Source organism: Paenibacillus durus ATCC 35681, from assembly GCF_000993825.1.
Taxonomy (GTDB): domain Bacteria; phylum Bacillota; class Bacilli; order Paenibacillales; family Paenibacillaceae; genus Paenibacillus_AQ; species Paenibacillus_AQ durus_B.
Genome location: NZ_CP011114.1, coordinates 3205253 through 3230638, shown reverse-complemented (window position 1 = coordinate 3230638; position 25386 = coordinate 3205253). Strand labels below are relative to the sequence as shown.

Here is a 25386-nt window from a genome sequence, read left to right as displayed (position 1 = left end):
AAGCGCTATTTTCCCACGACTGCGTATGAGCCGAAGCCAAAATGGAAATACAAATGAGTATCAAATAGATTCTATGAACTCTATGAGAGGCATAGGAATGGAGTAAGCAGCTTTTATCCCCATTCACTTGCTGGCGGGATCGCCGGTTATGAAAATGGTTATTTCAAGATGTTACTAGGAGGTTTGGCTTTATGACAGCCATTAGACAGGATGCCTGGAGCGAGGAAGACGATCTCATTTTGGCCGAGGTTACACTGCGCCATATCCGGGAAGGCAGTACACAGCTCGCCGCGTTTGAAGAAGTGGGCGAAAGAATCGGCAGGACATCGGCGGCCTGCGGATTTCGCTGGAACAGCAGTGTTCGCAAAAGCTACGAGGAAGCGATAACTATTGCGAAAGGCCAGCGTCAGAAAAGGAGCTATCTGAAAAAACAAACCTCGTCCAGAGGCGCGCAGGTAGCCGGCTTCATTATCGGTGACGGTGATGAGATTTACGGGAATGAAGGAGCCGAGAACTCCTTGTCCATCGATGCCGTTATCCGGTTTCTGAGACAGTGGAAGGGTACTTATCAGGAGGCGGGCCGTCAGCTAAAAATGCTGGAAAGGGATCTTCGCGATAAGGAGGAGGAGCTGTCCGAACTCCGAGCCGAGAATGAGAGATTGTCCAAAGAAGTGAATACGGCCCAAAGCGATTATCGCGTGGTTAACGATGACTACAAGGCGCTTATTCAGATCATGGACCGCGCCCGCAGGCTCGCATTCTTAAGCGAAGAGGAAGAGGAAATCAAGAACCGCTTCAAGATGGACGCCAACGGAAATCTGGAAAGAATCGAATGAAGGAGAGCAATATTTACAAAATCCCGCCTGCGGCATGAATAGATGCCGCGCAGGCGGGATTTTCCTTTTGTCCACCGCCCGATATACTAGACAAGTAACCCCGTAAAATGGGATCGTGGCTTCAAAGCGTGCTCAGTTGCTTTTGCGAAAACCACGGAACTGCTAATTATATGATGGATGGACGGTGGATAGAGCTTTGAGAATCGATATTATTGGTGCAGGCTCGCTCGGACTTCTGCTGGCGGGGAAGCTGATCTTTGCCGGAAACAGAGTGAGGCTATGGTGCAGAAGCGAAGAGCAGCGCGCGGCGCTTTCGGAAGACGGCATTACGATAAGCTATGAGGACGGACGGCAGCCGATCCTGGTTCCAGGCAGCGAGGTTGAAGCACTGCCCATGAGCGAGTTCTCCCGGCTCTATCCGGAGCAGCCCGGAGACTGGCTAGTGCTAGCAGTCAAACAAGGGCCGCTTCGCAGCATGCTGCCGGAACTCCTTGCTCCGCTTCGGCAAAGCGAACTGAATCTTCTATGTCTTCAGAACGGCTGGGGACATTTGGAACTGCTTCAGGAACTGCTGCCTGCGGCCCATCTGTATGCCGCCGTAACGACGGAAGGAGCCAAGCGGGAGTCTCCAGTCCGTGTCGTTCACGCTGGGACGGGACGGACGGTCATCGGTTTGTGGGGGGAGAACGGGACCGTGGAGAATATTACGGCAGCTTCATTGGCCGAGGCGCTGGTGTTAGCAGGATTTCCCGTAACGTTGTCGAATGAAGTGGATATTGCAATTTTCCGGAAGCTTCTGATTAATGCCGTAATTAATCCGCTGACTGCTGTATGGCGTATTCCGAACGGTGAACTGCTGGCCTCAGATCTGCGCCTAAGCATGATGAGGGAGCTTTACGAGGAAGCGGTTTCCGTCTATGACGCCTGCGGTATTGCCTACGAATTCAGCCTATGGGATGACATACTTGAAGTATGCCGCGCGACATCCGGAAATCTGTCCTCCATGCTGGCTGACGTTCTGGCCTTCAGGGAGACGGAAATCGGCTGGATTAACGGCAGTCTGGTTGAATTGGCGAACCAGTCGGGCGTAGATGTGCCCGCGCACCGATTGATAATCAGGATGGTGGAGGGCATGATTGTAAAGGAGAGGTGAAGCCGCTTGGAATGGCTCCGCAATTCGCTGATCGTATTAAGCATAACGCCTGTACTGCCTTTTTTGCTCGTCTATTTTATCTCTGTTGCTATGGGGCGGGACAAGAAGCCGGCTCTACAGCTGGCTATGGATGTGACGACTGTTTTTCTGCTGTTCTCCGTATCGGCGCTGTTCAATATCATTTTTCATTCGGGCTTCGGATTCTATCTGATTCTCCTGCTTGTGCTGATTGCGGCGGGATTGATCGGCGGCGCTCAGAATCGCCTGAAGGGAAAGGTAGACGGGAAAAGATTGCTGAGGGCGGTCTGGAGGCTTGGCTTTTTGTTCATGGGGACAGGTTATGTGGTATTCATGGTTGTCGGAATGATTAAGTATATCCTAAAGGTAATGTCATGAAATCTAACATGAATAGAATAAGGTTGTCACATAATTTTTAAAAAAATTAAAAAACTTTATTTACGAGTACATTCCTCTGGATTTTTTTGACCACTGGTTGTATAATCATAAACCATATACCACATTCTATTTAGGGGGAACTGCTAGATGAAGAAGAGTAAAAGTCTTTTACTCCTGTTCGCACTCGTTCTTGTCATTGGAACCGTGCTTGCAGGATGCGGCGGTGGCAATAATGCTGCCACGAACACTGGCAACACACCAGCCGCTTCTGATGGAAGCGCATCGGGAGAGAAGCTCGCCGCTGATCAAACGCTTAAAATTAACCTGAGCTCCGAGCCTCCGACATTCGATCCGGCTCTTGCGCAAGACAGCCAGGCTAACACGGTCCTGAAGACCATGTACGAAGGTTTGACCCGCATGAATGATGAAACTGGACAAGCCGAGCCGGGCATCGCCGAGAAATGGGATGTTTCCGCTGACGGTTTAGTATATACGTTCCACCTGCGCGACGCCAAGTGGAGTAATGGAGACCCTGTAACTTCCGCCGACTTCGTTCGCGCTTGGAAGCGGGTCCTTGATCCTGCCGCTGCTGAGCCTGCCCCTTACTCTTACCAATTGTATTACCTGAAGAACGCTCAAGAGTACAACGAAAAGAAAATTACCGACTTCAACCAAGTAGGCGTTAAAGCGGTTGACGACAAGACGCTGGAAGTGACGCTGAAAGCGCCAACTCCATATTTCCTGGGTCTTCTGTCCTTCTATACTTACTATCCGGTTCATAAATCCGTTGAAGGCAATGCGAAATGGGCAACAAGCAAAGACACTATGATCGTTGACGGTCCTTTCACACTGACCGAATGGACGACTGGACAATCGCTGCAAGTATCCAAGAACGACAACTACTGGGATAAAGATTCCATTAAACTTAGCAAAATCGACTTCTCGCTCGTGAACAGCAGCGCTACCGAACTCCAAGCATACGAAAGTGGCCAATTGGACTATTCAGGCGCTCCAAACGGCGAAATTCCGACGGAGCAGCTTCCGATCGTTCAACAAAAATATCCGGATGAGTTCCAAAGAAAAGGTATTGCAAGTGTGTACTACTACGAGTTCAACGTGACTGAGAAACCTTTCAGCAACGTTAAGATTCGTAAGGCTCTTGCGATGGCGATCGACCGTCAAACGCTGATTGACAAGGTTACGCTGGGCGGACAACTGCCGGCATTCGGCTATGTTCCTCCGGGCGTTGCCGGCGCTAACGGTGAATACCGCACGGCTATTAAAGACAACTACTTTACTGAAGATGTAGCACAAGCCAAGACTCTGCTGGCTGAAGGTCTGCAAGAAGAAGGCCTGACTAAACTGCCTACCTTCACCCTGTCGTACAACACGAGTGAAGGCCATAAGAAGATTGCCCTGGCAGTCGCTGACATGTGGAAGAAAGCTCTGGGCATTGACGTGAAGCTGGAAAATCAAGAATGGGCCGTATTTATCGAAAACCGTCAACATCAGAACTTCCAAGTTGCCCGCGCAGGCTGGACAGCGGATTACAACGATCCGATGACCTTCCTTGACATGTGGGTAACCAAAGGCGGTAACAACGATACCGGTTATGCCAACCCTGCATATGATAAGCTGATCGCCGAAGCGAAGGCGACGGGTGATGCTGCGGTTCGTCAAGAGAAATTTGCAGCAGCTGAGAAAATGATCATTCAGGACGATATGATCCTGATGCCGATTTACTACTATACCAACAACTCGCTGACTAAGCCTTACCTGAAAGGCGTTACGCTTGATTTCAGCGGCGCTATTGACCTGACTCGCGCTTACCTGCTCGAGCACTAAGATTGAAGAAATTGCTTTAAGCTTCAGTAAGTATATTTAATTGAATTGAAATGATTAAATATCTGAAGTAGATCTTGCACTTCGGGATATATATGTGGAATTCCATATATATCCCTTTTTTTTCTACGTCTGCCCGTTTCACTAACCAATCAACGGTAAAGTCCTTCCTACCGGGTAATAAAGGGTAAGGAAGGAGGGGCTTCTTATGCCTTCAATCAAAAACCGAATTGTTCCTGAGCAAAAAGTATATTTCCACAGCGAGCTGCGACACTGTCCCCATTGCGGGACTAAACTGAAGCGGCATCATACCGCTTGGCATAAAAATGTAAATACATTGTCCGGAATCATTGAGGTTTGGAGCATGGCATACTCGTGCCCGGGGCCTAACTGCCCCTACCCTAAAGCGTATTATCGTTCAGCCCAAGCTGATGCTTTAGTTATGAAACACACGTCTTATGGCTTCGATGTGCTTGCGCTCGTTGGCGAGCTTCGCTTCAAGCACCACTACACCCTTGCGGAACTAAACGAGGAATTGAACCAACGAGGTGTCGTGACCTCTGAGCGCAATTGTATGCGGCTGTACGAACGCTATCTCACCTTGCTCCGTGCTTCGGTGACCGACCATCTTCGCGAGAAGTTGGCAGATGTCGTACGGGAATATGGCGGTCTGCTTCTTTCCATGGATGGAGTTCAACCCGAAAAGGGAAACGAGACGCTGTACGTGGTGCGGGAAGGATTTAGCGGCAGCATTTTGGCAGCTAAAAACTTGAAAAGCGGCAGCGCGGAAGAATTGAAGCGTCTACTCGAACCGGTGGAACAGTTAGGCTTTCCCGTCATTGGACTCCTCAGCGATGGCCAACATTCGATCCGTCTGGCGATGTCCGGGCTGTGGCCGGACATCCCGTACCAGTACTGTCAGTACCACTACCTAAAGGACATTGCCAAACCTGTCATGGAGCTTGACCGAAAACTCAAGACAGGCATTAAGAAAAACTTGCGCGGTATCCGTGAATTGGAAAAACAAGTGCAGTGCGAATCCTCCGACGAAGCCGAGATTACCAAGGAATACCTGGCGGCCGTACGCTCCATTTTGCTGGAAGATGGCAATCCGCCTCTGGATCTTCCCGGTATCCGGGTTTACGAAGGGGCAAAGGCGATCCAGAAATCACTGAAACGCTGCTCTAAAAAAGGGGGCTCCGATTCAACGGGAAGCTGCTGAAGCTTTTTGAGAAGCTCGAGACCTTCCATCCTCAATATGAGGCGGTGAAGCGCTGGCTTCGTCCTCTCGAGGATGCCGCCCATATTCTAAATCCCAAACCGGGACAAACCGCTGCCTCCGTCCGTCTGCAGATGCAATGGCTAAGAGACGAACTGGAGAATACGTATACTCGCGAAGAGGATGTGATTATGGTTACCAATTTCCGGCGATATACAGAGGGGTTTTGGGAGGGCCTCTTTGCGTGTTATGACACCTCTTATCTGCCCCGAACCAACAATGACCATGAACGATATTTTCGTCAGACCAAGACACGTCACCGTCGAATGACGGGGCTGCGTAGTTGGAACCGTTACATTTGGCGCAATGGAGAATTTATTGTCTGGGTGGATGATGCCCTGGACCAAGCCGACCTTTTAAGTCGACTCCGACATGTAGAATATGCCTCCTACCGCCAAGAACGGAGTCAGTGGGAATCCCGTCTGTTGGAAGGTGTACAACGACTCCGCTTTCGTCGAAACCCGAATTTGTACTTGGCTCGCCTTGAACAACGGGTTTGTTTGCTAAACGGGCAGTCGTAGTTTTTTTTGAAATATAAACTTACAAACTGCGCGCTTATCCTTTGCCTTATATTTTTCGAGAAACGGATGACGTCCCCTATCAGGACGGTACAGTCGTTTCTTCTTACATGTTTATCACTTGTAAAAATTATATATAAATTACAAAATATAGAATCGTGGACAACTGGTCAATAATTGCATAAAATCATATTATGTTGTGAAAAAAATGTCGAAGGAGGTGTTGACGGGCATGGTACGCTATATTGCGAATAAGTTTTTTTATATGCTGGTTTCCCTGTTTGTGCTGATCTCAGCAACGTTTTTTCTGATGAAGGCTATTCCGGGTGATCCGTTCACATCCGAGAAGAAAATACCGGACGAAATCCGCCAGCGGCTGTATGAACAGTACGGTCTGGACAAGCCCGTCTCCCAGCAGTATCTTAAATATTTGGGTAACATTGTGCAAGGTGATTTTGGAGTTTCCATGAAACGCTTGAATCAGGACGTATCACATATTATTGGACAGACGTTCTCCGCTTCACTGAAGTTGGGGCTTGTCGCTATTATCGTGTCGATTATTGTCGGTATTTTTCTGGGGATGCTGGCGGCGCTCTACCACCGCAAATTTATCGACACCGCGGCGATGGTACTGGCGGTTCTTGGAATAGCGGTACCAAGCTTTGTGCTTGCCACGGTGCTGCAGTATGTTTTTGCTTCAAAGCTGGGTTGGGTTGATGTCATGGGCTTTAATGATCCTTTAGACTATGTGCTTCCAGTCGCTGCATTGTCGGCGCAGCCGATTGCTTTTATCGCCAGGCTGACCCGATCCAGCATGCTTGAAGTGCTGCATGCGGATTATATCAAGACGGCGAAGGCCAAAGGTCTTAGCTGGATCGTTATCCTCTTCCGCCACGTGCTGCGTAACGGCATTTTACCGGTCGTGACTTATCTGGGACCAATGACGGCTAACATCGTTACCGGCTCCGTCGTAATCGAGCAGATCTTCGGCATTGGCGGCATCGGCAAGCAGTTCGTCGAAGCGATAAGTACACGCGACTATCCGATCATTATGGGAATTACGATCTTCTACGGTATTCTGTTAATGGTAACTCGCTTTATTACAGACATTGCTTATGTATTTGTGGATCCGCGTATCAAATTGACCGGGGGAAAGGAGGGCTAAAGAGTGGCATCTGAACAAAATATGGATCCATCGGGCGTTAACCTGAAGCCCGAAGATTTCCGCAAGATTGGCGTGGATGAGAAGCAGGCGGAAGTCATTGAACGCGAAAGTCTGTCGGCGTGGCAGGACGCTTGGCAGCGGCTGCGCCAGAACAAAATGGCCATGGTCTCGCTGGGCCTGCTCGTATTGATTATTATCGGTGCTATTATCGGTCCGCATATTACGAAGTTTGATTATTACTCCAATGACTATTTGAATACGAACGTACCCCCGAACGCTGAACACTGGTTCGGCACCGACGAACTGGGCCGCGACGTGTTCGTCCGCACCTGGCACGGTGCGCGAATTTCCCTGATCGTAGGTCTGGCCGCAGCTCTGATTGACCTTCTCATCGGTGTAGTATACGGCGGGATCATGGGATTCTTCGGTGGACGTACGGACAGCATCATGAACAAAATTTCTGAGGTTTTGTACTCCATTCCATATCTTCTGGTCGTTATTTTGCTTCTGGTCGTGCTGGAGCCAAGCTTGTGGACGATCATCCTGGCGCTGACGATTACGGGCTGGATTAACATGTCGTGGATTGTACGCGGCGAGATTATGCAGCTCAAGAACCGCGAGTATGTGCTGGCGTCGCGATCAATGGGTGCAGGTTCCGCACGCCTGCTGTTCAAGCATCTGCTTCCGAACGCTATTGGACCGATTATCGTAACGGTTACGCTGTCCGTTCCAAATGCAATCTTTGCCGAAGCATTCTTGAGCTTCCTTGGACTCGGCGTACAAGCACCTAGAGCCTCGCTCGGTTCCATGATCAGTGACGCGCTGACCGGCTGGCTGGCATTCCCATGGCGTATGCTGTTCCCGGCAATTTTGATCAGTGTGACCATGCTGGCGTTTAACATTTTTGGTGACGGCCTTCGCGACGCGCTTGACCCTAAACTGAAGAAATAGGAGGTGAACGATAATGGACCCAATTTTACAGATAAAAGATTTGCATGTTTCGTTTTTTGTAAAGGGCGGTGAAGTACAGGCCGTCCGTGGTATGAACTTCGAGATCGGCAAAGGGGAAACGGTAGCGATCGTCGGCGAGTCCGGCAGCGGAAAGAGCGTTACCGCTCAATCGATTATGCGGCTGATCCCATCGCCGCCATCGAAAGTCAAGAAGGGCGAAATCATTTTTCAGGGACAGGATATTCTCAAGAAAAGCATCAAAGAAATGGAAGCTATTCGCGGCAAAGACATTGGCATGATATTTCAAGACCCGATGACCTCTCTTAACCCCACGATCAAAGTGGGCAAGCAAATCACGGAAGTATTGATCAAACATCAGAAAATGTCAGCGGCCGATGCGACCAAGCAAGGCATTGAAATGTTGAAGCTTGTCGGCATCAAGAATGCCGAGGCCCGCTTTAATCAATATCCCCATGAATTTTCCGGCGGTATGCGGCAGCGGGTGATGATCGCGATTGCTCTGGCTTGCCGTCCGGCGCTGCTTATTGCGGACGAGCCGACAACGGCGCTCGACGTAACGATCCAGGCGCAGATCATGGACGTTATGAAGGATATGCAGCAAAAGCTCGGCACCTCCATCATTCTGATTACGCATGACCTTGGCGTTGTCGCCGGCATGTGCGACCGGGTTATCGTCATGTACGCGGGTGAAGTGGTGGAAACAGGAACAAGATGGGAAATTTTCAAAAATCCGCAGCACCCGTACACGAAGGGGCTGCTTCGTTCGATGCCGCGTCTGGACCAGAAGAAAGGCGAGCCTTTGATCCCGATCGTCGGCACGCCGCCCGATCTGATCAAACCGCCGATCGGCTGCCCATTCACCGCGCGCTGCAGTGAAGCGATGGCAATCTGCGAAAGAATCGATCCGGGCACTACGGAATTCAGCGATACGCATACGGCGCGCTGCTGGAATCTGCACCCGATGGCCAAGGAGGTGCAACAATCTTGAGCAAGCAACTGATTGAGGTGGAAGGCCTCAAGAAATATTTTAATGTAGGCCAAGGCAAGGTGCTCAGAGCGGTCGATAATATCAACTTCTCGATCCGCGAAGGTGAGACGCTCGGAATGGTAGGCGAGTCAGGCTGCGGAAAAACGACAGCGGGCCGTACGGTCCTGCGTCTGTACGAACCGACCGCCGGCAGCGTTAAGTTTAACGGTACGGACATTTACAAACTGTCTCCAGGGAAAATGAAAGCTATGCGCCGCGACATGCAGATGATCTTCCAGGACCCTTACGCGTCGCTTAACCCGCGATTTACGGTTTCGGATATTATCGGCGAAGCGCTGGATATCCATAAAATGGCCGGCAGCCGCGCTGAGCGGAAGAAACGGATCGAGGAACTGCTCGATATGGTTGGTCTTAACCATGACCATGCAACGCGGTATCCGCATGAATTCTCCGGCGGCCAGCGCCAGCGGATCGGGATTGCCCGCGCGCTTGCGGTAAATCCAAAATTCATCGTCTGCGACGAACCGATTTCAGCGCTTGACGTGTCGATTCAGGCTCAGGTCGTCAACCTGCTGAAAGAGCTTCAGGGCCGTCTGGGTCTGACCTATCTGTTCATTGCGCATGATTTGTCCATGGTTAAGCATATCAGCGACCGCGTGGCGGTCATGTATCTGGGTAAGATGGTTGAGCTGGCCGAGAGTGAAGAACTGTACGCCAACCCGATTCATCCTTATACCAAAACGCTCTTGTCAGCTATTCCGATTCCCGATCCGGAAATTGAGGTCAACAAGAAACGCCTGCATATGCATGATGAGCTGGCCAGCCCGATTTTCTCGGCTGACGCGAAGACCAGCGAAGAAGAAACGAAGCTGGTTGAGGTTTCGAAAGGCCACTGGGTAGCCAAGGCATACGCCTAAGTTTCGGGCAGAGCCTGAACTCTCTTGTCCGATGGGAAAATACTTGAAAGTTCCGGGGTTTCCGGCAGCTCTTGAAGGAGCGCCGGAAATCCCGTTTTTTCAAAATATAAGAACGTATAAGCTTCGCGCTTATCATTTGCCTTATATTTCTACGAGAAACGATACCGTCCCTAACAGGACGGCGCAGCCGTTTCTTCTTGTCAATTAATGATGAATTTTGAGAATGATCTTTGACGCGGCGTTCTCCATTGGATACAATCAGTTAAGAAGTTTGAGAACAGGGGGCAGCTTAAGATGAATGTTGTACCGGAGCCGCTGCCGGGCGGATCGGCGCTCGCCCGAGGGTTCATGCACAGCTATGAAACGGTCGCTCATTTATACGGCGGCAATTTTACGCTTGAGAACAAGAAGCAGCGCGCCGTTTGGCTGGATCAAAGCGAGAGCCTCCGGGCTGACCGCAGCCAACTTGCGGAAGTGCTGCGGGCCTATAACTCAAGGTATAATAACCATGAGAAGGTAAGAATATCGCTCGATCTGCTGGAACAGCCGGAGACGCTTGTCGTTGCCGGCGGACAGCAAAGCGGCCTGTTTACAGGCCCGCTCCTTGTTATCTATAAAGCGGTCACGGCTATTCTTGCCGCGCGAGAAGCGAGCCGGGAGCTGGACCGGCCGGTCGTCCCCCTTTTCTGGATTGCTGGCGAGGACCACGATTGGGATGAGGTTAATCATACATATGTGCTGAACCGGTCGGGGGAAGTAACGAAATTGAGAATCGAGCATCCGGATGCGGGGCATTCCCCGGTCAGCCATATTGAATTGGAAGAGGACCATTGGCGCCGCCCGCTAGAACAGCTGGAAGAACTACTTCAGGAGAGTGAATTTAAGGCGGAAATGATGGAACTAATGCGGGGCGCTGCCTCAGGCGGCAGCATGAGCTGCGCTTTTGCGGAAATTATGGGTTCGCTGTTCGGCAAATACGGCCTGGTGCTGCTGGATTCGGCGGACCCGGCGCTGCGGCGGCTGGAGCAGCCGTTCTTCCGCTCGCTGATCGAGAACAATGATATGCTTGAAGCCTCCTACCATAAGACGGCTGCCGACATTAAGGAGGGAGGGTTTCAGCTTCAGGCCGATGTGACGGCTGGCGGAGCGAATCTTTTTTATATTCATGAAGGAGCGCGGCTGCTGCTGATCAAGAAGGACGGATTATTCACCGACCGTAAAGGCACTGTTTCTTTTTCCCGCGAGGAGCTGCTGGATCTTCTGGACCGGCACCCCGATCGTTTCAGCAACAATGTGTTGACACGGCCGCTGATGCAGGATTATCTTCTGCCAGTGTTGGCAACGGTGCTTGGACAAGGCGAGATCTCATACTGGGGGATTACCGGCCGGGCGTTTGCACATATGGGGCTGCGGATGCCGCTGATTATTCCCCGCATGTCTTTTACTATCGTGGAAGGCACGCTGCATAAGCATTTAGAGAAATACGGACTGACTTTCGCCGATGTCCAAGGTAGACTGGAGGACAAGAAGCGGCGGTGGCTTGAAGCGCAGGACGAGCTGGAGCTTGGCAGAAGGTTCGAGGAGGCGAAAGCCGCTTTTTCCGCGATGTACGACCCTCTTATCGAACAAATCGGCACGGTCCAGGCCGGACTTGTCAAGCTTGGGGGCAGCAACAAGGAGAAAATACTGGATCAAATTTCCTTCTTGCAAAATAAAGTGCAGGACGCAATGGCAAAACAGAATGAAGCCGCGCTGCGGCAGTGGGAGCGGATTGAACGTTCGCTTATGCCGCTGGGCAGACTGCAGGAACGAGTTTACAATATCATCTATTATTTGAACCGATACGGCCGATCCTGGCTTGACGGGCTGATGGAGCTCCCCACAGATTACAGCGGGACGCACCGGATTATCTATATGTAAGAAGTTAATATCATAAATAGCGATCAGGAGGTTATCTAATGAGTTCCCTATCCAAGCAAAATAGTATTGTAGCCGATATGTCACTCGCTCCAGACGGACATCTCAAAATTGACTGGGTCCGCCAGCATATGCCCGTGTTAAACCGTATCCGAGAGCAGTTCGAAGCGGAACAGCCGTTCAAAGGGCTGAAAGTATCCATAACGCTGCATTTGGAAGCCAAAACGGCTTACTTGGCCAAGGTTGTGCAGGCCGGCGGTGCCGAGGTAACGATTACCGGCTCGAACCCGCTGTCCACGCAGGACGACGTCTGTGCCGCTCTGGTTGAAGACGGCATTACCGTATTTGCCAAATACAATCCGACACCCGAGGAGTTCAAGGCGCTCAACATCAAGGCGCTGGAAAGCAAGCCCGACCTGATTATTGACGACGGCGGCGATTTTGCGACGCTGCTGCATTCCGAGCGGCCTGACCTGATGGTGAACATCCGCGGCGGCGCGGAGGAGACAACGACCGGTATTATCCGGCTGAAAGCTCTGCAGAAGCAGGGTGTGCTGAAATTCCCGATGGTTGCCGTCAATGATGCATACTGCAAGCATCTGTTCGATAACCGCTACGGAACCGGCCAGTCCGCTTGGGACGGCATTATCCGTACGACTAATCTGATGGTAGCGGGCAAGACAGTCGTGGTTGTCGGTTACGGCTGGTGCGGTAAAGGCGTCGCCATGCGGGCCAAGGGACTTGGGGCGAACGTTATTGTTACAGAAGTTGATGCAATTAAGGCGGTTGAAGCGCATATGGACGGTTTCCATGTCCTGCCGATGCTGGAAGCGGCCAAGCTGGGCGATTTCTTTGTTACCGTAACCGGCAACCGTTACGTCATCCGGGGCCAGCATTACGATGTGATGAAGGACGGGGCCATTATGTGCAACGCCGGTCATTTTGATGTGGAGGTCAACAAGCCGGAGCTTGCAGAGAGAGCGGTGACGCAGCGCGTTGTCCGTAAAAATATCGAGGAATACCAGCTTAAGGACGGTCGCAAGCTGTACCTGTTGGCTGAGGGACGGCTGGTCAACTTAGGCGCGGCGGACGGTCATCCGGCGGAGATTATGGACATGACGTTTGCGCTGCAGGCGCTCTCGCTGAAATACGTAAATGACAACTATGAAAAAATCGGCGTCAAGGTCGAGAATGTCCCTTATGAGCTGGACGAGCAGGTTGCCCGCTACAAGCTGGAAAGCATGGGGCTCAGCATTGACAGCTTGACACCTGAGCAGGTTGCGTATTTGGACAGCTGGAAGCTGAACTGATTAATCGCGGTACCGTTTCTCGCAGAAATATAAGGCAAAATGATAAGCGCTCAGCTTATAAATTCTGATATTTTGAAAAAGGCAGCAGGCAGCTTAGCCAATATTGAATTGGTAAGCTGCCTTTTTTATTTGTGCTTTCATAAAGTCCGCTATGAAATTTTGGCCTATTTAATAGAAGGAATTTTTCGAAAATGAAGGGATGAACAAGGTCGAAACGCGGATTAGCTCAGGACCGCCGGGAAATTTGTCTTCGACACAAAGCACGAACCCGTCATCCGCTTCGATAAATTTGCTGATGATTTTACCTCCGGCATGGCTGGCGTATGTCTTTTTCGTCAATAGTCTTTCAGACGGTTCGTATTGATCCGCGCTGTTTAATGTCGCATTGCGACGGACTCCTGAATAGTACCACGCGATTTTGTTAAGGATGCAAGGACGATAAAGGCAGGAATAAATTTCCTTTAAACGGAAGAAGGTTTTTGATTTTTAGTGACGAATCTATTATGCTTAAGTGGTGAAAAGTGGGGTAAAGTGGGGACCAGAGGGATTAAGGAGTGGGCAGCCAATGTTTATGGGGGAATACCAGCATAGCATTGACGATAAAGGCCGTATTATTATTCCGGCTAAGTTTCGTGAGCTGCTCGGCGCCTCTTTTGTGGCCACCCGCGGACTCGATTCCTGCCTGTTCGTTTATCCCATGGAAGAATGGGCAATCATGGAACAAAAGCTGAAAAGTCTGCCGCTCATGAAGAGCGATGCACGCGCGTTCAGCCGTTTCTTTTTCTCGGGAGCGACAGAATGCCAGTGGGACAAGCAGGGGAGGGTGACCCTTCCCGCCAATCTGCGTGAGTATGCAAAGCTGAACAAGGACTGTGTTATTCTGGGCGTATCGAACCGGGTGGAAATCTGGAAGAAGGAGCTTTGGGAACAGTACTTCGGGCAGTCGGAGGAATCGTTCAACGAGATCGCCGAGAAGCTGGTGGATTTCAACTTTGATTTATAATTTGTTTACCGAATACTGTCTTGGAGGGATAAGTCTTGTTTCATCACATCACGGTTCTGAAAGAAGAAGCGACGGAGGGCTTACATGTCAGAGAAGACGGCATCTATGTGGATTGTACGCTCGGAGGAGCGGGGCACAGTGCCCTAATCGCTTCCCGCTTGGGCAGTCAGGGCCGGTTGATCGCGCTCGATCAGGACGACTGGGCCTTGGACAACGCCAAGGAAAAGCTCGCATCCTTCGGAGACAAAGTTATCCTGGTCAAGACAAATTTTCGGGATTTGGAGGAAGTGCTGAGAGCGCTGCCTATGGTGCCGCAGAGAGACGGCATTCCCCAGGTGGACGGCATCCTGTTCGATCTAGGCGTCTCCTCCCCGCAGTTTGACGAAGGAGAGCGCGGTTTCAGTTATAACCATGACGCTCCGCTCGATATGCGGATGGACCGGAGTGCCGAATTGACCGCTGCTGAGATCGTAAACACCTGGCCCGAACAGGAAATCGCCCGCGTGCTGTTCCAGTATGGAGAGGAGAAGTTCTCCAGGCGAATTGCGGGAAAAATTGTTGAGCGGAGAGCGGTTCATCCTATTCATAGTACGAAGGAACTAGCCGATATAATTAAGGAGGCAATTCCGGCAGCGACGCGCAGGACGGGCGGACATCCCGCCAAACGAAGCTTTCAGGGGCTGCGCATTGCCGTAAACGATGAATTGGGCGCTTTTGAAGAGGCCCTTCATGCGGCTGTGCGTTGTCTGGCTCCTGGAGGGAGAGTTTCCGTGATTACGTTCCATTCCCTGGAGGACCGGATTTGCAAGCAAATCTTGAACAGCTATGTCGGCCGCTGTACGTGCCCGCCGGATTTTCCGCTATGTGTATGCGGAGGCGAAGGCCAGATGAAACTGATTAATCGCAAGCCGCTTACGCCCGGCGAAGAGGAGCTAACCTTGAATCCTCGCGCCCGCTCGGCCAAGCTGCGCATTGCGGAGAAATTGTAAAAAAGACGATAAAAGGAGAGTCAGAGATGGCCTATACCCGCGGCAATTTGGCTGTGCAGCAACAAAGGGAACCGAAAGTTAATCCACGCTACCGCGAAAAGACAAAGGTTATCACAAGGCGAACGGCGCTCCCCGTGCAAGAGAAGCTTCTATATCTCCTGACTCTAGCCTTATTCGTCCTTGTGTCCAGCGTCTTGGTATGGCGCTATGCCCACATTTACGATTTGAACAAGCAGGCGCAGACTCTTGATACGAAAATTTCAGAGGCGAAGAAAAAAATTGCCGTCTACCAGAAAGAGAAGCAGGACCTGGAGCAGCAGATTCCAGCTAAGGCCCGTTCCTGGGGCTGGAGCTCTCCTGACGACGAAGAGACGATTTTTGTTCCTCGGGATGTTGCTTATACTAATGATAAATAGTCATAGGGATTGGTAAGAACGCGAAAAAAAGTTGTGAGGTCTGCGTATGATAAAAAGAATAAAGCTTCGCATGCTGTTCATAGGGGGATGTATTACCCTCTTTTTTCTTGTTCTGGTCGGACGGGTATTCTATATTCAGGTGCTTCAAGGGGATTATTGGCAAAAAGAGGCCGCGAAGACTTGGGCGCATACAACCATTATCAAAGCCCTGCGCGGAGAAATTACAGATCGCAACGGAAGTGTCCTTGCCAGCGACGTGCCCGCTTTTACGGTAGTCGTGGAACCGGACGTTATTCATGAGCGGGGCCTTCGCGACGAAGTCATTCAGGGGCTGCATGAGATTTTGAACAAGCCGGTTTCGGAACTCGAAGAACTGATCGATGCGAAGGACAAGAACGGCAATTTATTAAAGAACCGCGAGGTACGCAACGAAGGCTGGAAGGTCGATCAGGAAGTGGCCGACAAGATTACCGAGTTCGCGAAAAAGCTGGAAGAGGAGCATGATATCCGCGAAACTGGCATCGGCTTTGTCAAGGACCAGAAACGCTATTATCCCAAAGATTCGCTGGCCGCTCATGTTCTCGGGTATACGGACCGTGAAGGCAACGCCGTGGCCGGGCTGGAATATTTCTACGACAAGCAGTTGAAGGGAGCAGATGGAAAGCTTGATTACCAGAGCGATGGCAAGGGCGTCAAGCTGCCCGATGCGGCAGAGACATTTAAGCCGGTCGTCAATGGCGATAACCTCAAGCTTACCATAGACAGCACCATCCAATACTATATTCAAGATGCAATGAAAGAGGCCTACGCGGAATATCAGCCAAAGAGCATGACGGTCATTGCCGCCGACCCGAACACGATGGAGATTCTGGGCATGGCGAATATGCCTACCTTTAATCCCAATGAATATTGGAAGACTCAGGATCAAGGGGATTTCTACAATCATGCGATCAAGTCTATTTATGAGCCGGGATCGACTTTTAAAATTGTAACGCTGGCCGGGACGGTACAGGAGAAGCTGTTCGATCCGAACGCAAAGTTTGAATCCGGACAGATTCGAATTAAAGGTTACAGAAGGTCTCTTCGTGATATGCACGGGGGTTGGGGAAGAATTACCTATCTAGACGGCGTGAAGCATTCCAGTAATGTAGGCTTTGTCAAGTTGGGCTATGAAATGCTGGGAAAAGACCGGCTGAAACAGTATATTGATAATTTCGGCTTCGGCCAAAAGACGGGCATTGATCTCCCCGGCGAAGCCAAGGGATCGATTACGCCGCATTGGGAAGTGGAATTCGCCACTCTGGCTTACGGACACGGGAAGGTGCAGGTCACCCCGATCCAGCAGCTCGCGGCGGTATCGGCGGTTGCCAACGGCGGCAAGTTAATGAAGCCTTATGTGGTCAAGGAAATCGAAGACCCGAACACCGGCAAAAAGACAGTTAAGAAGCCGGAAATGGTGCGTCAGGTCATTTCGGCGGAGAGCGCCAAGCAGACCGGCCTATATCTCGAACAGGTGGTTGCCGATCAGGATAAAGGCACCGGAAAGCATGCTTACATCGAAGGATACCGTGTGGCCGGCAAGACTGGTACGGCTGTTAAGGTGGTCAACGGGGAGTACGATTACACTAAGAACGTGGTTTCTTTTATCGGCTACGCACCGGTCAACGATCCGAAGATTGCCGTGATTGTCATCGTCGATGAACCCAAGACGGATGGCGGCGGTGGCGCGGTGGCCGCCCCGATCTTCAAGAAGATCGTTTCCCAGTCTTTGGAGTATATGGGCGTCCCCAAAGTGTACGCAAATGACAAGAACGGAAAGAAATCCGGGAATGATCCGGTGTCGGCGCGCACTGCTCCGAACATGGTCGGTCAAACGATGAAGTCTGCGAGAGAACAGCTGATGAACCAAGGCTATGATTTTGAAACTGTCGGAGACGGCGCTTCGGTGGCCAGCCAGTATCCGTCTGCGGGTACGGCGCTTGCTTCCGGGCAGAAGGTATACCTACTCAGCGAGCAGGGCGATAAGCCGACCATCCCCGATCTTCGCGGCGAATCGCTTCGGGATGCGCTTGAGGTGCTCAGCCTGTTGAAGGTAGGCATCCAGGTCAGCGGAGAAGGATATGTCACGGAACAGAAGGAATCCGTGAATAACGGCAAAAAGCAAGTTGCGCTGACCCTGAAGCCTAGCGAGCAAGATGCAAAAGACACCGAGGTAGCCTTGGCGGAAGCGGCTGATCCGAATACCAAATCGGCTACCTCATCAAAACCGGATAGTAACTCCGAACAGAACGCCGCATCCTCGAACTAGGCTTGTTCTAAGCCCTGTTTGTCCTGAATAGTCATGAAGAAAGAGCGCATGTCTATGCTTTGGAAAGCGGGGATGACGGAGATGAAGGTTTCGAACGTTGTATCGCGGCGGCGGATGCTGTGGACTTTGCTGGGGCTTGCCGTATTATTTATAGCTCTGGTCCTGCGTCTTGCCTATGTGCAGCTGTCCAAGGGAGAAGAACTGTCGGCGAAGGCGGAGAATTCATGGCGACGTAACATTCCGTTCACAGCCAAACGCGGCGAAATTCTGGATCGCGAAGGGACTGCGCTGGCTTATAACATCAGTTCGCCGACCGTGTATGCCATTCCGGTTCAGATCAAGGACAAAGAAGGGACTGCGGTGAAGCTGGCGCCGCTTCTGGGAATGACACAGGAGAAGCTGATGACCCTGTTATCAAAACGTGAATCCACGGTGAGACTGCAGCCCGGCGGACGCAAAATTACGATGGAACTCGCCGGGAACATTCGTGATTTGCAGCTGCCGGGCATCGTTGTGGCCGAGGACAGCAAGCGGTTTTACCCGTATGGAGATTTGGCGGCGCATATACTCGGCTTCACCGGCATAGACAATCAGGGGATTACAGGCATCGAAAATGTCTATGACAAGCTTCTGAAAGGCATAGGCGGGAATATTTCGTATTTGTCCGATGCTGGAGGGCGGCTGATGCCCGGCTCTTCGGAAAGGTATGCGCAGCCTCAGGATGGCCTGAAACTGGAACTGACCATCGACAAGCAGATTCAGTCCATTATGGAACGGGAGCTGGATCAGGCCATGGTCAAATATCAGGCCAACGCTAGCTGGGCGATTGCCATGAATCCGAAGAACGGGGAGATTCTGGCGATGGCCAGCCGCCCTGGCTACGAGCCCGGCCAATATAAGGAGTATGACTCCGCAGTCTATAACCGGAATCTGCCGATCTGGATGACCTACGAACCCGGTTCGACTTTCAAGATCATTACGCTGGCGGCGGCGCTGAACGAGAGCAAGGTGGATTTACAGCATGAACACTTTTACGATCCCGGCTATATTGAAGTGGGCGGGGCCAGGCTGCGCTGCTGGAAAAAAGGCGGTCACGGCAGTGAGACATTCCTGCAGGTGGTGGAGAATTCCTGCAATCCTGGCTTTGTTGCTCTGGGGCAGCGGCTCGGAAAAGACGCGCTGTTCCAATATATCCGCAACTTCGGCTTTGGCAGTAAAACGGGAATTGATCTGAACGGCGAGGAGAACGGTATCCTGTTCAAGCCGTCGCGGGTAGGGCCGGTAGAACTGGCGACTACAGCCTTCGGTCAAGGGGTATCCGTGACGCCGATTCAGCAGATTGCGGCGGTGTCGGCGGCGGTTAACGGCGGGAAGCTTTACAAGCCGCATGTTGCCAAAGCGTGGATCAATCCGGATACCGGGCAGACCGTATCCGAAGTGAAGCCGGAGATGGTTCGTCAGGTTATCTCGGAGGAAACGTCAAAGAAAGTTCGCGAAGCGCTGGAGAGCGTCGTCGCCAAAGGAACGGGCCGGCCGGCATTTATTGACGGCTACCGGGTCGGCGGCAAGACCGGTACTGCGCAAAAAGTCATTAACGGACGCTATTCCGCGTCCGAGCATATCGTTTCTTTTATCGGCTTCGCGCCTGCGGATGATCCGCAAATTGTCGTATACACTGCTGTAGACAATCCACAAGGCATCCAGTTCGGGGGCGTTGTGGCTGCGCCGATCGTGCAGAACATTCTGGAAGATTCCCTGCACTATTTGAAGGTGCCTCAGCGTAAAGACCAGCTTGCCAAAGTTTACAAACTCGGGGAAACGCCCATTGATGTAGTGCCGGATTTGGTTGGAGCAACGGTTCAGGACATTTACGAGGATATGAATATGAATTTCAATCTTGTCCGTTCCGGCACCGGAGACATGGTTATCAATCAGGCGCCCAAGGCGGGAACAAGAGTGGAACGGGGATCGACGATCCGGATTTATATGGGTTCTTCCAGTCCATAATGATAAAGAGAGATTATTCGATACAATAGAGCGAGGGATTAAAATGAAACTTGAAGAATTATCATCTTGTCTGGCGGCTGCGCGTTTATATAGGAACGGCGGGATAGAGATTACCGATTTGCAGGCGGATTCCCGCCGTGTAAAGCCGGGAGATCTGTTCATCTGCCTGCCCGGATTTACCGTGGACGGACATGATTTTGCTCCTCAAGCCGCATCAAGCGGGGCGGCGGCGCTTGTAGTCGAGCGAAAGCTTGAAATCGATCTGCCGCAGATTGTAGTCGATGACAGCCGGTTCGCGATGTCCGTCCTGTCGAATGCATTTTTCAAGTCTCCCAGCAGCCGGATGAAGATGATCGGTGTTACCGGTACGAACGGAAAGACGACGACAACGTATCTGATCGAACGCATCATGGAGGATCATGGTGTCAAGACGGGGCTTATCGGAACGATACAAATGCGCTATGGCGGGGTCAGCTATCCGATGCCCCGGACGACGCCGGAGTCCCTTGAGCTTCAGCGTTCTCTGAACGATATGGCGTCTAGTGGCGTGCAGTGCTGCGTGATGGAGGTTTCCTCGCATGCGCTCGAGCAGGGGCGGGTAAAAGGAACGGACTTTCGCACCGCCATTTTCACCAATCTGACACAAGATCATTTGGATTATCATCATACGATGGAAGAGTACCGCGCGGCGAAGGGGCTGTTCTTCTCCAGACTTGGAAATGTGATTTCTCCCTGGAAAGAAGAACGGAAATACGCCGTCCTGAACGCGGACGATACGGCAAGCTCCTATTTTGCGGCCCAGACGGCAGCCGAAGTCATTACATACGGTATTGACAACGAGGCCAACGTCCGAGCTTCGCAAATCTCCATCACGGCCAAAGGCACCTCGTTTCACGTGGACACCTTTAAGGGTGAAGCCGATATTTCACTCAAGATGGTAGGCAAATTCAATGTGTACAACGCGCTTGCGGCCATAAGCGCTGCTCTGCTTGAGGAAGTTCCGCTTGCGGATATCAAGGCCAGCCTTGAATCGGTGCCGGGGGTAAGCGGGCGCGTGGAGTCGGTTGACGAAGGCCAACCTTACGCGGTCGTTGTGGATTATGCGCATACTCCGGACGGATTGGAAAATGTGCTTCGTACGGTCCGGGAGTTCGCGGAGGGTAAAGTTCTGACCGTCTTCGGCTGCGGCGGCGACCGTGACCGGACGAAACGTCCGCTTATGGGAAAAATTTCGGCAAGGTACAGCGATGTTATTCTGGTCACTTCCGATAACCCGCGAACTGAAGATCCGGCAGCGATTCTGAAGGACATAGAGGCCGGGCTGATTGAAGACAGCGTGGACCGCAGCCGGTATGAGCTGATTGTCGACCGGCGCGAAGCAATCGTGAAAGCTATTGAAATGGCAAGCCCCGGCGATGTAGTATTGATTGCGGGGAAAGGTCATGAGACCTACCAACTCATTGGCGGCGCTGTTCTCGATTTCGATGACCGCATCGTCGCGCAAGAAGCTATAAGGGGTCGAAGCTAGTGATTACAAGAACACTGCAAAGCATAGCCGCCATGTGCGGGGGCGAGTTGTCCCAGGGCAGCGCCTCCGGTACAGAAATTACAGGAGTTGTCACAGACTCGCGCAAAATTACACTCGGCTGCCTGTTCGTACCGCTGGTTGGCGACAGCTTTGACGGGCATGATTACAGCAGATCAGCGCTGGAAGCCGGCGCAGCCGCTACGCTGTGGATGCGGGATAAGGGCGCCGCTCCGCAGGGAAATGCGGTTCTGGTGGATGACACGCTGGCCGCGCTTCAGCGTCTGGCATCCGCTTATCTTAAGGAAGTGGCACCGCGCGTAGTCGCCGTCACCGGCAGCAATGGGAAGACGACGACCAAGGATATCATTACCGCCCTGCTGGAGACACGCTTCAAGGTGCACAAGACGCAGGGGAATTTTAATAATCATATCGGCTTGCCGCTCACCGTCCTCTCCATGTCGCCGGACACGGATATCGCCGTACTGGAAATGGGCATGAGCTCGCGCGGAGAAATCTCGCTGCTCTCGTCACTGGCGCAGCCGGACACGGCCGTCATTACCAATGTGGGCGAATCGCATCTTCTCCAGCTTGGCTCGCGCAAGGAAATCGCCCGGGCAAAGCTGGAAATCACCGAAGGGCTTAAACCGGGCGGCCTGCTGATCTATAACGGCGACGAGCCGCTGCTTGCCGAGGTGATGGGCGAGCCGGAATTCACGGCGCCCGAGGGTCTCAGGACGTTCCGCTTCGGGCTTGGGTCTGGGAATGACGATTATCCGACAGGAATCATGACGCATCAAGGCGGAACGACGTTCACTTCCAGCCGCTACGGTGAGCAAGCCTTTACGCTTCCGCTGCCCGGCACGCATAATGTCGTGAACAGCCTGGCCGCGCTGGCGGTGGCAAGCCACTACGGAGTGAGCGAGGCAGAGATGGCAGCCGGACTTAGCAGACTCAAGCTGACCGGAATGCGGATTGAGATCATCCGGACGTCCTCCGGTCTTACGCTGCTGAATGACGCCTATAATGCCAGCCCTACGTCAATGAAGGCCGCCATCGATGTGCTTCAGTCCATGAAGGGCACGGGTGCCAAAATTGCGGTGTTAGGGGACATGCTTGAGCTTGGGCCGGACGAAGCCGCCTTTCATGGGGAAATCGGGTCTTATCTGGACCCGGAGAAAGTTGACTTTGTCTTTGCGTACGGACCGCTGTCCGAACATTTGGCGAAGGCCGCCGTACTTCGGTTCGGTCCGGACCGGGTATATGCTTTTACCGACAAGTCTGAGCTGACCGAACTCCTCATTAAGAAGACCGATAAGAAAGATATCGTATTGTTCAAGGCGTCCAGAGGCATGAGGCTGGAAGAAGCGCTTCAGCGCCTATATGACCATTTTAATCAAAGTTAAAGATTTGGAGAGGGTGAACCCGTGGATTATCAACTGCTGCTTCTGACTATCGCTGTATCTTTTATCCTTGCGGTCATTGCCGCTCCGCTGCTTATTCCGCTGCTGCGCAGAATGAAATTCGGACAGCAGGTTCGCGACGACGGGCCGCAAAGCCATCTCAAAAAAGCGGGCACGCCCACTATGGGCGGCGTCATCATCATCGTGGCGTTTACATTGTCCTACCTGAAATTTTCTGTCGTGAATACGGACTTTTATGTTCTTCTGGTAGCTACGCTTGGATATGGCTTAATCGGCTTTTTGGATGATTATATCAAAATCGTGTTCAAACGCTCGCTCGGCCTGACGCCCCGCCAGAAGCTGCTGGGTCAGCTGATTGTCGGTGCGGCGATGTGCGGCCTGCTGATTTTCGCGGGACACAGCACAGCCATCAGCATTCCCGGAACCGCGGTCAGCTTCGACTGGACCGGCTGGTTCTATTATCCGTTCATCGTGATCATGATGATGGCGATCACCAATGCGGTCAATTTCACAGACGGCGTGGACGGTCTGCTCTCCGGGACAGCCGCAATCGCGCTGGCCGCTTATGCGGTGGTTGCGATGCAGGCGACTTCGATTGCGGCCGGCGTATGCGCTGCGGCAATGATCGGCGCGGTGCTCGGATTTCTCGTCTTCAACGCTCATCCCGCCAAAGTATTTATGGGCGACACCGGATCGCTAGGCATTGGCGGGGCTATCGGGGCAATCGCCATTGTCACGAAGAGCGAGCTGCTGTTTGTCGTGATCGGCGGCGTCTTTGTTATTGAGATGCTGTCCGTCGTTTTGCAGGTCGCGTCCTTCAAGACACGCGGCAAGCGTATTTTCAGAATGAGCCCGATCCACCATCACTTCGAGCTTGGCGGCTGGTCGGAATGGCGGGTCGTCATTACCTTCTGGGCGGTAAGCATCATCTTGGCTGGCCTGGGACTTTATATGAGCAAGGGGTTGTAGATAATGAAACATCCGGATATGTACCGCGATGAAGAGATCGTCGTGCTGGGGCTTGCGAAGAGCGGCGTGCAGGTGGCCAAGGTGCTGCATGAGCACGGCGCCGTCGTCACGGTTAACGACAAAAAAGAGAGAGAACAATGTCCCGAAGCTTCCGAACTGGAATCTTTGGGAATTTCTGTTATATGTGGAGGTCATCCGGATGGACTCGTCCACGAAGGCGTAAAGCTCGTCGTTAAAAATCCCGGAATCCCGTACAACGTTCCGCCGGTTCAGAAAGCGCTGGAGCTGGGCATCGAGGTGGTGACAGAGGTCGAGGTGGCCTATCATCTGTGCGAGGCGCCGATCATCGGTATTACGGGTTCCAACGGCAAGACGACCACAACGACCTGGGTAGGAAAAATGCTGGAGGCCGCCGGTATGAATCCGATTGTAGCCGGAAATATCGGAACTCCGCTCACTCAGGCGGCGCAGGAAGCTTCTGCGGACAACTGGATGGTGGTGGAGCTGAGCAGCTTTCAGCTAAAAGGGACAGAAGACTTCCGGCCCAAAGTAGGCTGTCTGCTGAATGTGGCCGAGACCCATCTTGACTATCACGGCGATATGCGCGATTATGTGGATTCCAAAGCGAAGCTTTTTGCCAATCAGGGAGTGAGCGATACGGCTGTGCTGAACTGGGACGATCCCTACTGCAGAGGGCTTGTGCCTGGTATCAAGGCGGGTATCCTGCCGTTTTCTATGAGTGAAGAACTGGTGCAAGGGGTATTTGTCCGTCCTTCTTTCGTGCCTGACACCGAGGATGACCTGAAACGCGTCATTGTCTATCGCGACTATACCGAGAGCGAGACCGTGATCGCGGAGGTGGCTTCCATCGGTCTTCCCGGGCGCTTTAATGTGGAGAACGCGCTGGCGGCCTGCGCTATCGCCATTGCCGCCGGAGCGGACCCTGCCGGGCTCGCCGAGCCACTGGCTTCCTTCCGCGGTGTGGAGCACCGGCTGGAATATGTCGCGGAAAAGAGCGGCGCGGCTTACTACAACAACTCCAAAGCGACGAACGCCAAGGCAACGTCGATGGCGCTTACCTCGTTCCGCCAGCCGATCGTGCTCATTGCCGGAGGGCTTGACCGCGGCTCCGATTACATGGAACTGCTCCCGGTCCTTCAAGGACGCGTCAAAGCGCTGGTGGCGCTTGGACAGACGAAGGACAAGCTCGCGCATGTTGCGAAGCTCGCCGGATTAAAGACGGTTGTCACTGTCGATAATGAAGACAGCGCCGCCTCGGTGCTGCAAAGGGCCGTGCAGGAAGCTGCCGCTCTCGCTGAAGAGGGGGATGTTGTTCTGCTGTCGCCCGCATGCGCCAGTTGGGACATGTTCACATCCTATGAAGTGCGGGGGCGTATTTTTAAAGAGGCGGTGCATAATCTGTAAGTAGGGAGGAATTGGATAAGCCTCCAC

The 25386-nt window shown here is 52.3% G+C and carries 20 protein-coding genes; all 20 read left to right on the top strand.

All coding sequences use genetic code 11. The features are described from left to right. The first annotated feature begins 191 nt into the window (after nucleotides 1–191). The 20 genes from VK70_RS14955 to murD all read left to right on the top strand — a co-directional run bounded on the left by VK70_RS14955 (nucleotide 192) and on the right by murD (nucleotide 25359). Nucleotides 192–836 carry an RsfA family transcriptional regulator gene (locus VK70_RS14955; RefSeq protein ID WP_025700404.1) on the top strand — a complete coding sequence of 215 codons (645 nt, stop codon included), beginning with the start codon at nucleotides 192–194 and terminating at the stop codon, nucleotides 834–836. A 196-nt stretch (nucleotides 837–1032) separates the two neighbouring features. Further along, nucleotides 1033–1989 carry a ketopantoate reductase family protein gene (locus tag VK70_RS14950; protein WP_025700403.1) on the top strand — a complete coding sequence of 319 codons (957 nt, stop codon included), beginning with the start codon at nucleotides 1033–1035 and terminating at the stop codon, nucleotides 1987–1989. A gap of 6 nt (nucleotides 1990–1995) precedes the next feature. After that, nucleotides 1996–2385 (top strand): DUF3397 domain-containing protein, encoded by a 390-nt coding sequence (locus VK70_RS14945; protein ID WP_025700402.1) that lies wholly within the window; start codon nucleotides 1996–1998, stop codon nucleotides 2383–2385. 147 nt (nucleotides 2386–2532) lie between these two features. Then, the gene (locus tag VK70_RS14940) at nucleotides 2533–4230 is read left to right on the top strand and encodes a peptide ABC transporter substrate-binding protein (protein ID WP_025700401.1); all 1698 of its coding nucleotides are present in this window, start codon (nucleotides 2533–2535) and stop codon (nucleotides 4228–4230) included. A gap of 439 nt (nucleotides 4231–4669) precedes the next feature. Next, entirely contained in the window at nucleotides 4670–5449 is a 780-nt protein-coding gene (locus VK70_RS14935) for a transposase (RefSeq protein WP_025698584.1), read from the top strand. 807 nt (nucleotides 5450–6256) lie between these two features. Then, nucleotides 6257–7189 carry an ABC transporter permease gene (locus VK70_RS14925; RefSeq protein ID WP_025694555.1) on the top strand — a complete coding sequence of 311 codons (933 nt, stop codon included), beginning with the start codon at nucleotides 6257–6259 and terminating at the stop codon, nucleotides 7187–7189. A gap of 21 nt (nucleotides 7190–7210) precedes the next feature. Further along, nucleotides 7211–8140 carry an ABC transporter permease gene (locus tag VK70_RS14920; RefSeq protein ID WP_036639012.1) on the top strand — a complete coding sequence of 310 codons (930 nt, stop codon included), beginning with the start codon at nucleotides 7211–7213 and terminating at the stop codon, nucleotides 8138–8140. 13 nt (nucleotides 8141–8153) lie between these two features. Next, nucleotides 8154–9149 carry an ABC transporter ATP-binding protein gene (locus VK70_RS14915; protein WP_025694557.1) on the top strand — a complete coding sequence of 332 codons (996 nt, stop codon included), beginning with the start codon at nucleotides 8154–8156 and terminating at the stop codon, nucleotides 9147–9149. Next, on the top strand, nucleotides 9146–10066 hold the full coding sequence (locus VK70_RS14910; protein WP_179945316.1) for an ABC transporter ATP-binding protein: 921 nt from the start codon (nucleotides 9146–9148) through the stop codon (nucleotides 10064–10066). Before VK70_RS14915 ends, VK70_RS14910 begins: the two co-directional genes overlap by 4 nt. A 294-nt stretch (nucleotides 10067–10360) precedes the next feature. Beyond that, nucleotides 10361–11986, top strand: coding sequence for a bacillithiol biosynthesis cysteine-adding enzyme BshC (gene bshC / locus VK70_RS14905; protein ID WP_046723444.1), 1626 nt, complete (start codon nucleotides 10361–10363; stop codon nucleotides 11984–11986). A gap of 38 nt (nucleotides 11987–12024) precedes the next feature. After that, nucleotides 12025–13293, top strand: a complete 1269-nt coding sequence (locus VK70_RS14900; protein WP_025700566.1) for an adenosylhomocysteinase — start codon at nucleotides 12025–12027, stop codon at nucleotides 13291–13293. Between the two features lie 565 nt (nucleotides 13294–13858). Next, nucleotides 13859–14296: a division/cell wall cluster transcriptional repressor MraZ gene (gene mraZ, locus VK70_RS14895; RefSeq protein ID WP_025700568.1), complete on the top strand. Its 438-nt coding sequence runs from the start codon at nucleotides 13859–13861 to the stop codon at nucleotides 14294–14296. A 35-nt stretch (nucleotides 14297–14331) separates the two neighbouring features. Then, nucleotides 14332–15285 carry a 16S rRNA (cytosine(1402)-N(4))-methyltransferase RsmH gene (gene rsmH, locus VK70_RS14890; RefSeq protein WP_025700569.1) on the top strand — a complete coding sequence of 318 codons (954 nt, stop codon included), beginning with the start codon at nucleotides 14332–14334 and terminating at the stop codon, nucleotides 15283–15285. A gap of 26 nt (nucleotides 15286–15311) precedes the next feature. After that, a complete protein-coding gene (locus VK70_RS14885; RefSeq protein ID WP_025700570.1) occupies nucleotides 15312–15701 on the top strand; it encodes a hypothetical protein in 390 nt (129 codons plus the stop codon). A 46-nt stretch (nucleotides 15702–15747) separates the two neighbouring features. Next, nucleotides 15748–18009, top strand: a complete 2262-nt coding sequence (locus VK70_RS14880) for a penicillin-binding transpeptidase domain-containing protein (RefSeq protein ID WP_025700571.1) — start codon at nucleotides 15748–15750, stop codon at nucleotides 18007–18009. An 81-nt stretch (nucleotides 18010–18090) separates the two neighbouring features. After that, complete coding sequence (locus VK70_RS14875; RefSeq protein WP_025700573.1) at nucleotides 18091–20016, top strand: stage V sporulation protein D; 1926 nt, start codon at nucleotides 18091–18093, stop codon at nucleotides 20014–20016. A gap of 43 nt (nucleotides 20017–20059) precedes the next feature. Further along, on the top strand, nucleotides 20060–21544 hold the full coding sequence (locus VK70_RS14870; RefSeq protein WP_025700575.1) for a UDP-N-acetylmuramoyl-L-alanyl-D-glutamate--2,6-diaminopimelate ligase: 1485 nt from the start codon (nucleotides 20060–20062) through the stop codon (nucleotides 21542–21544). After that, nucleotides 21544–22947 carry a UDP-N-acetylmuramoyl-tripeptide--D-alanyl-D-alanine ligase gene (locus tag VK70_RS14865; protein ID WP_025700577.1) on the top strand — a complete coding sequence of 468 codons (1404 nt, stop codon included), beginning with the start codon at nucleotides 21544–21546 and terminating at the stop codon, nucleotides 22945–22947. Before VK70_RS14870 ends, VK70_RS14865 begins: the two co-directional genes overlap by 1 nt. A 21-nt stretch (nucleotides 22948–22968) precedes the next feature. Continuing rightward, nucleotides 22969–23934 carry a phospho-N-acetylmuramoyl-pentapeptide-transferase gene (gene mraY, locus VK70_RS14860; protein ID WP_025700579.1) on the top strand — a complete coding sequence of 322 codons (966 nt, stop codon included), beginning with the start codon at nucleotides 22969–22971 and terminating at the stop codon, nucleotides 23932–23934. A gap of 3 nt (nucleotides 23935–23937) precedes the next feature. After that, complete coding sequence (murD, locus tag VK70_RS14855) at nucleotides 23938–25359, top strand: UDP-N-acetylmuramoyl-L-alanine--D-glutamate ligase (RefSeq protein ID WP_046723442.1); 1422 nt, start codon at nucleotides 23938–23940, stop codon at nucleotides 25357–25359. Nucleotides 25360–25386: the final 27 nt, after the last annotated feature.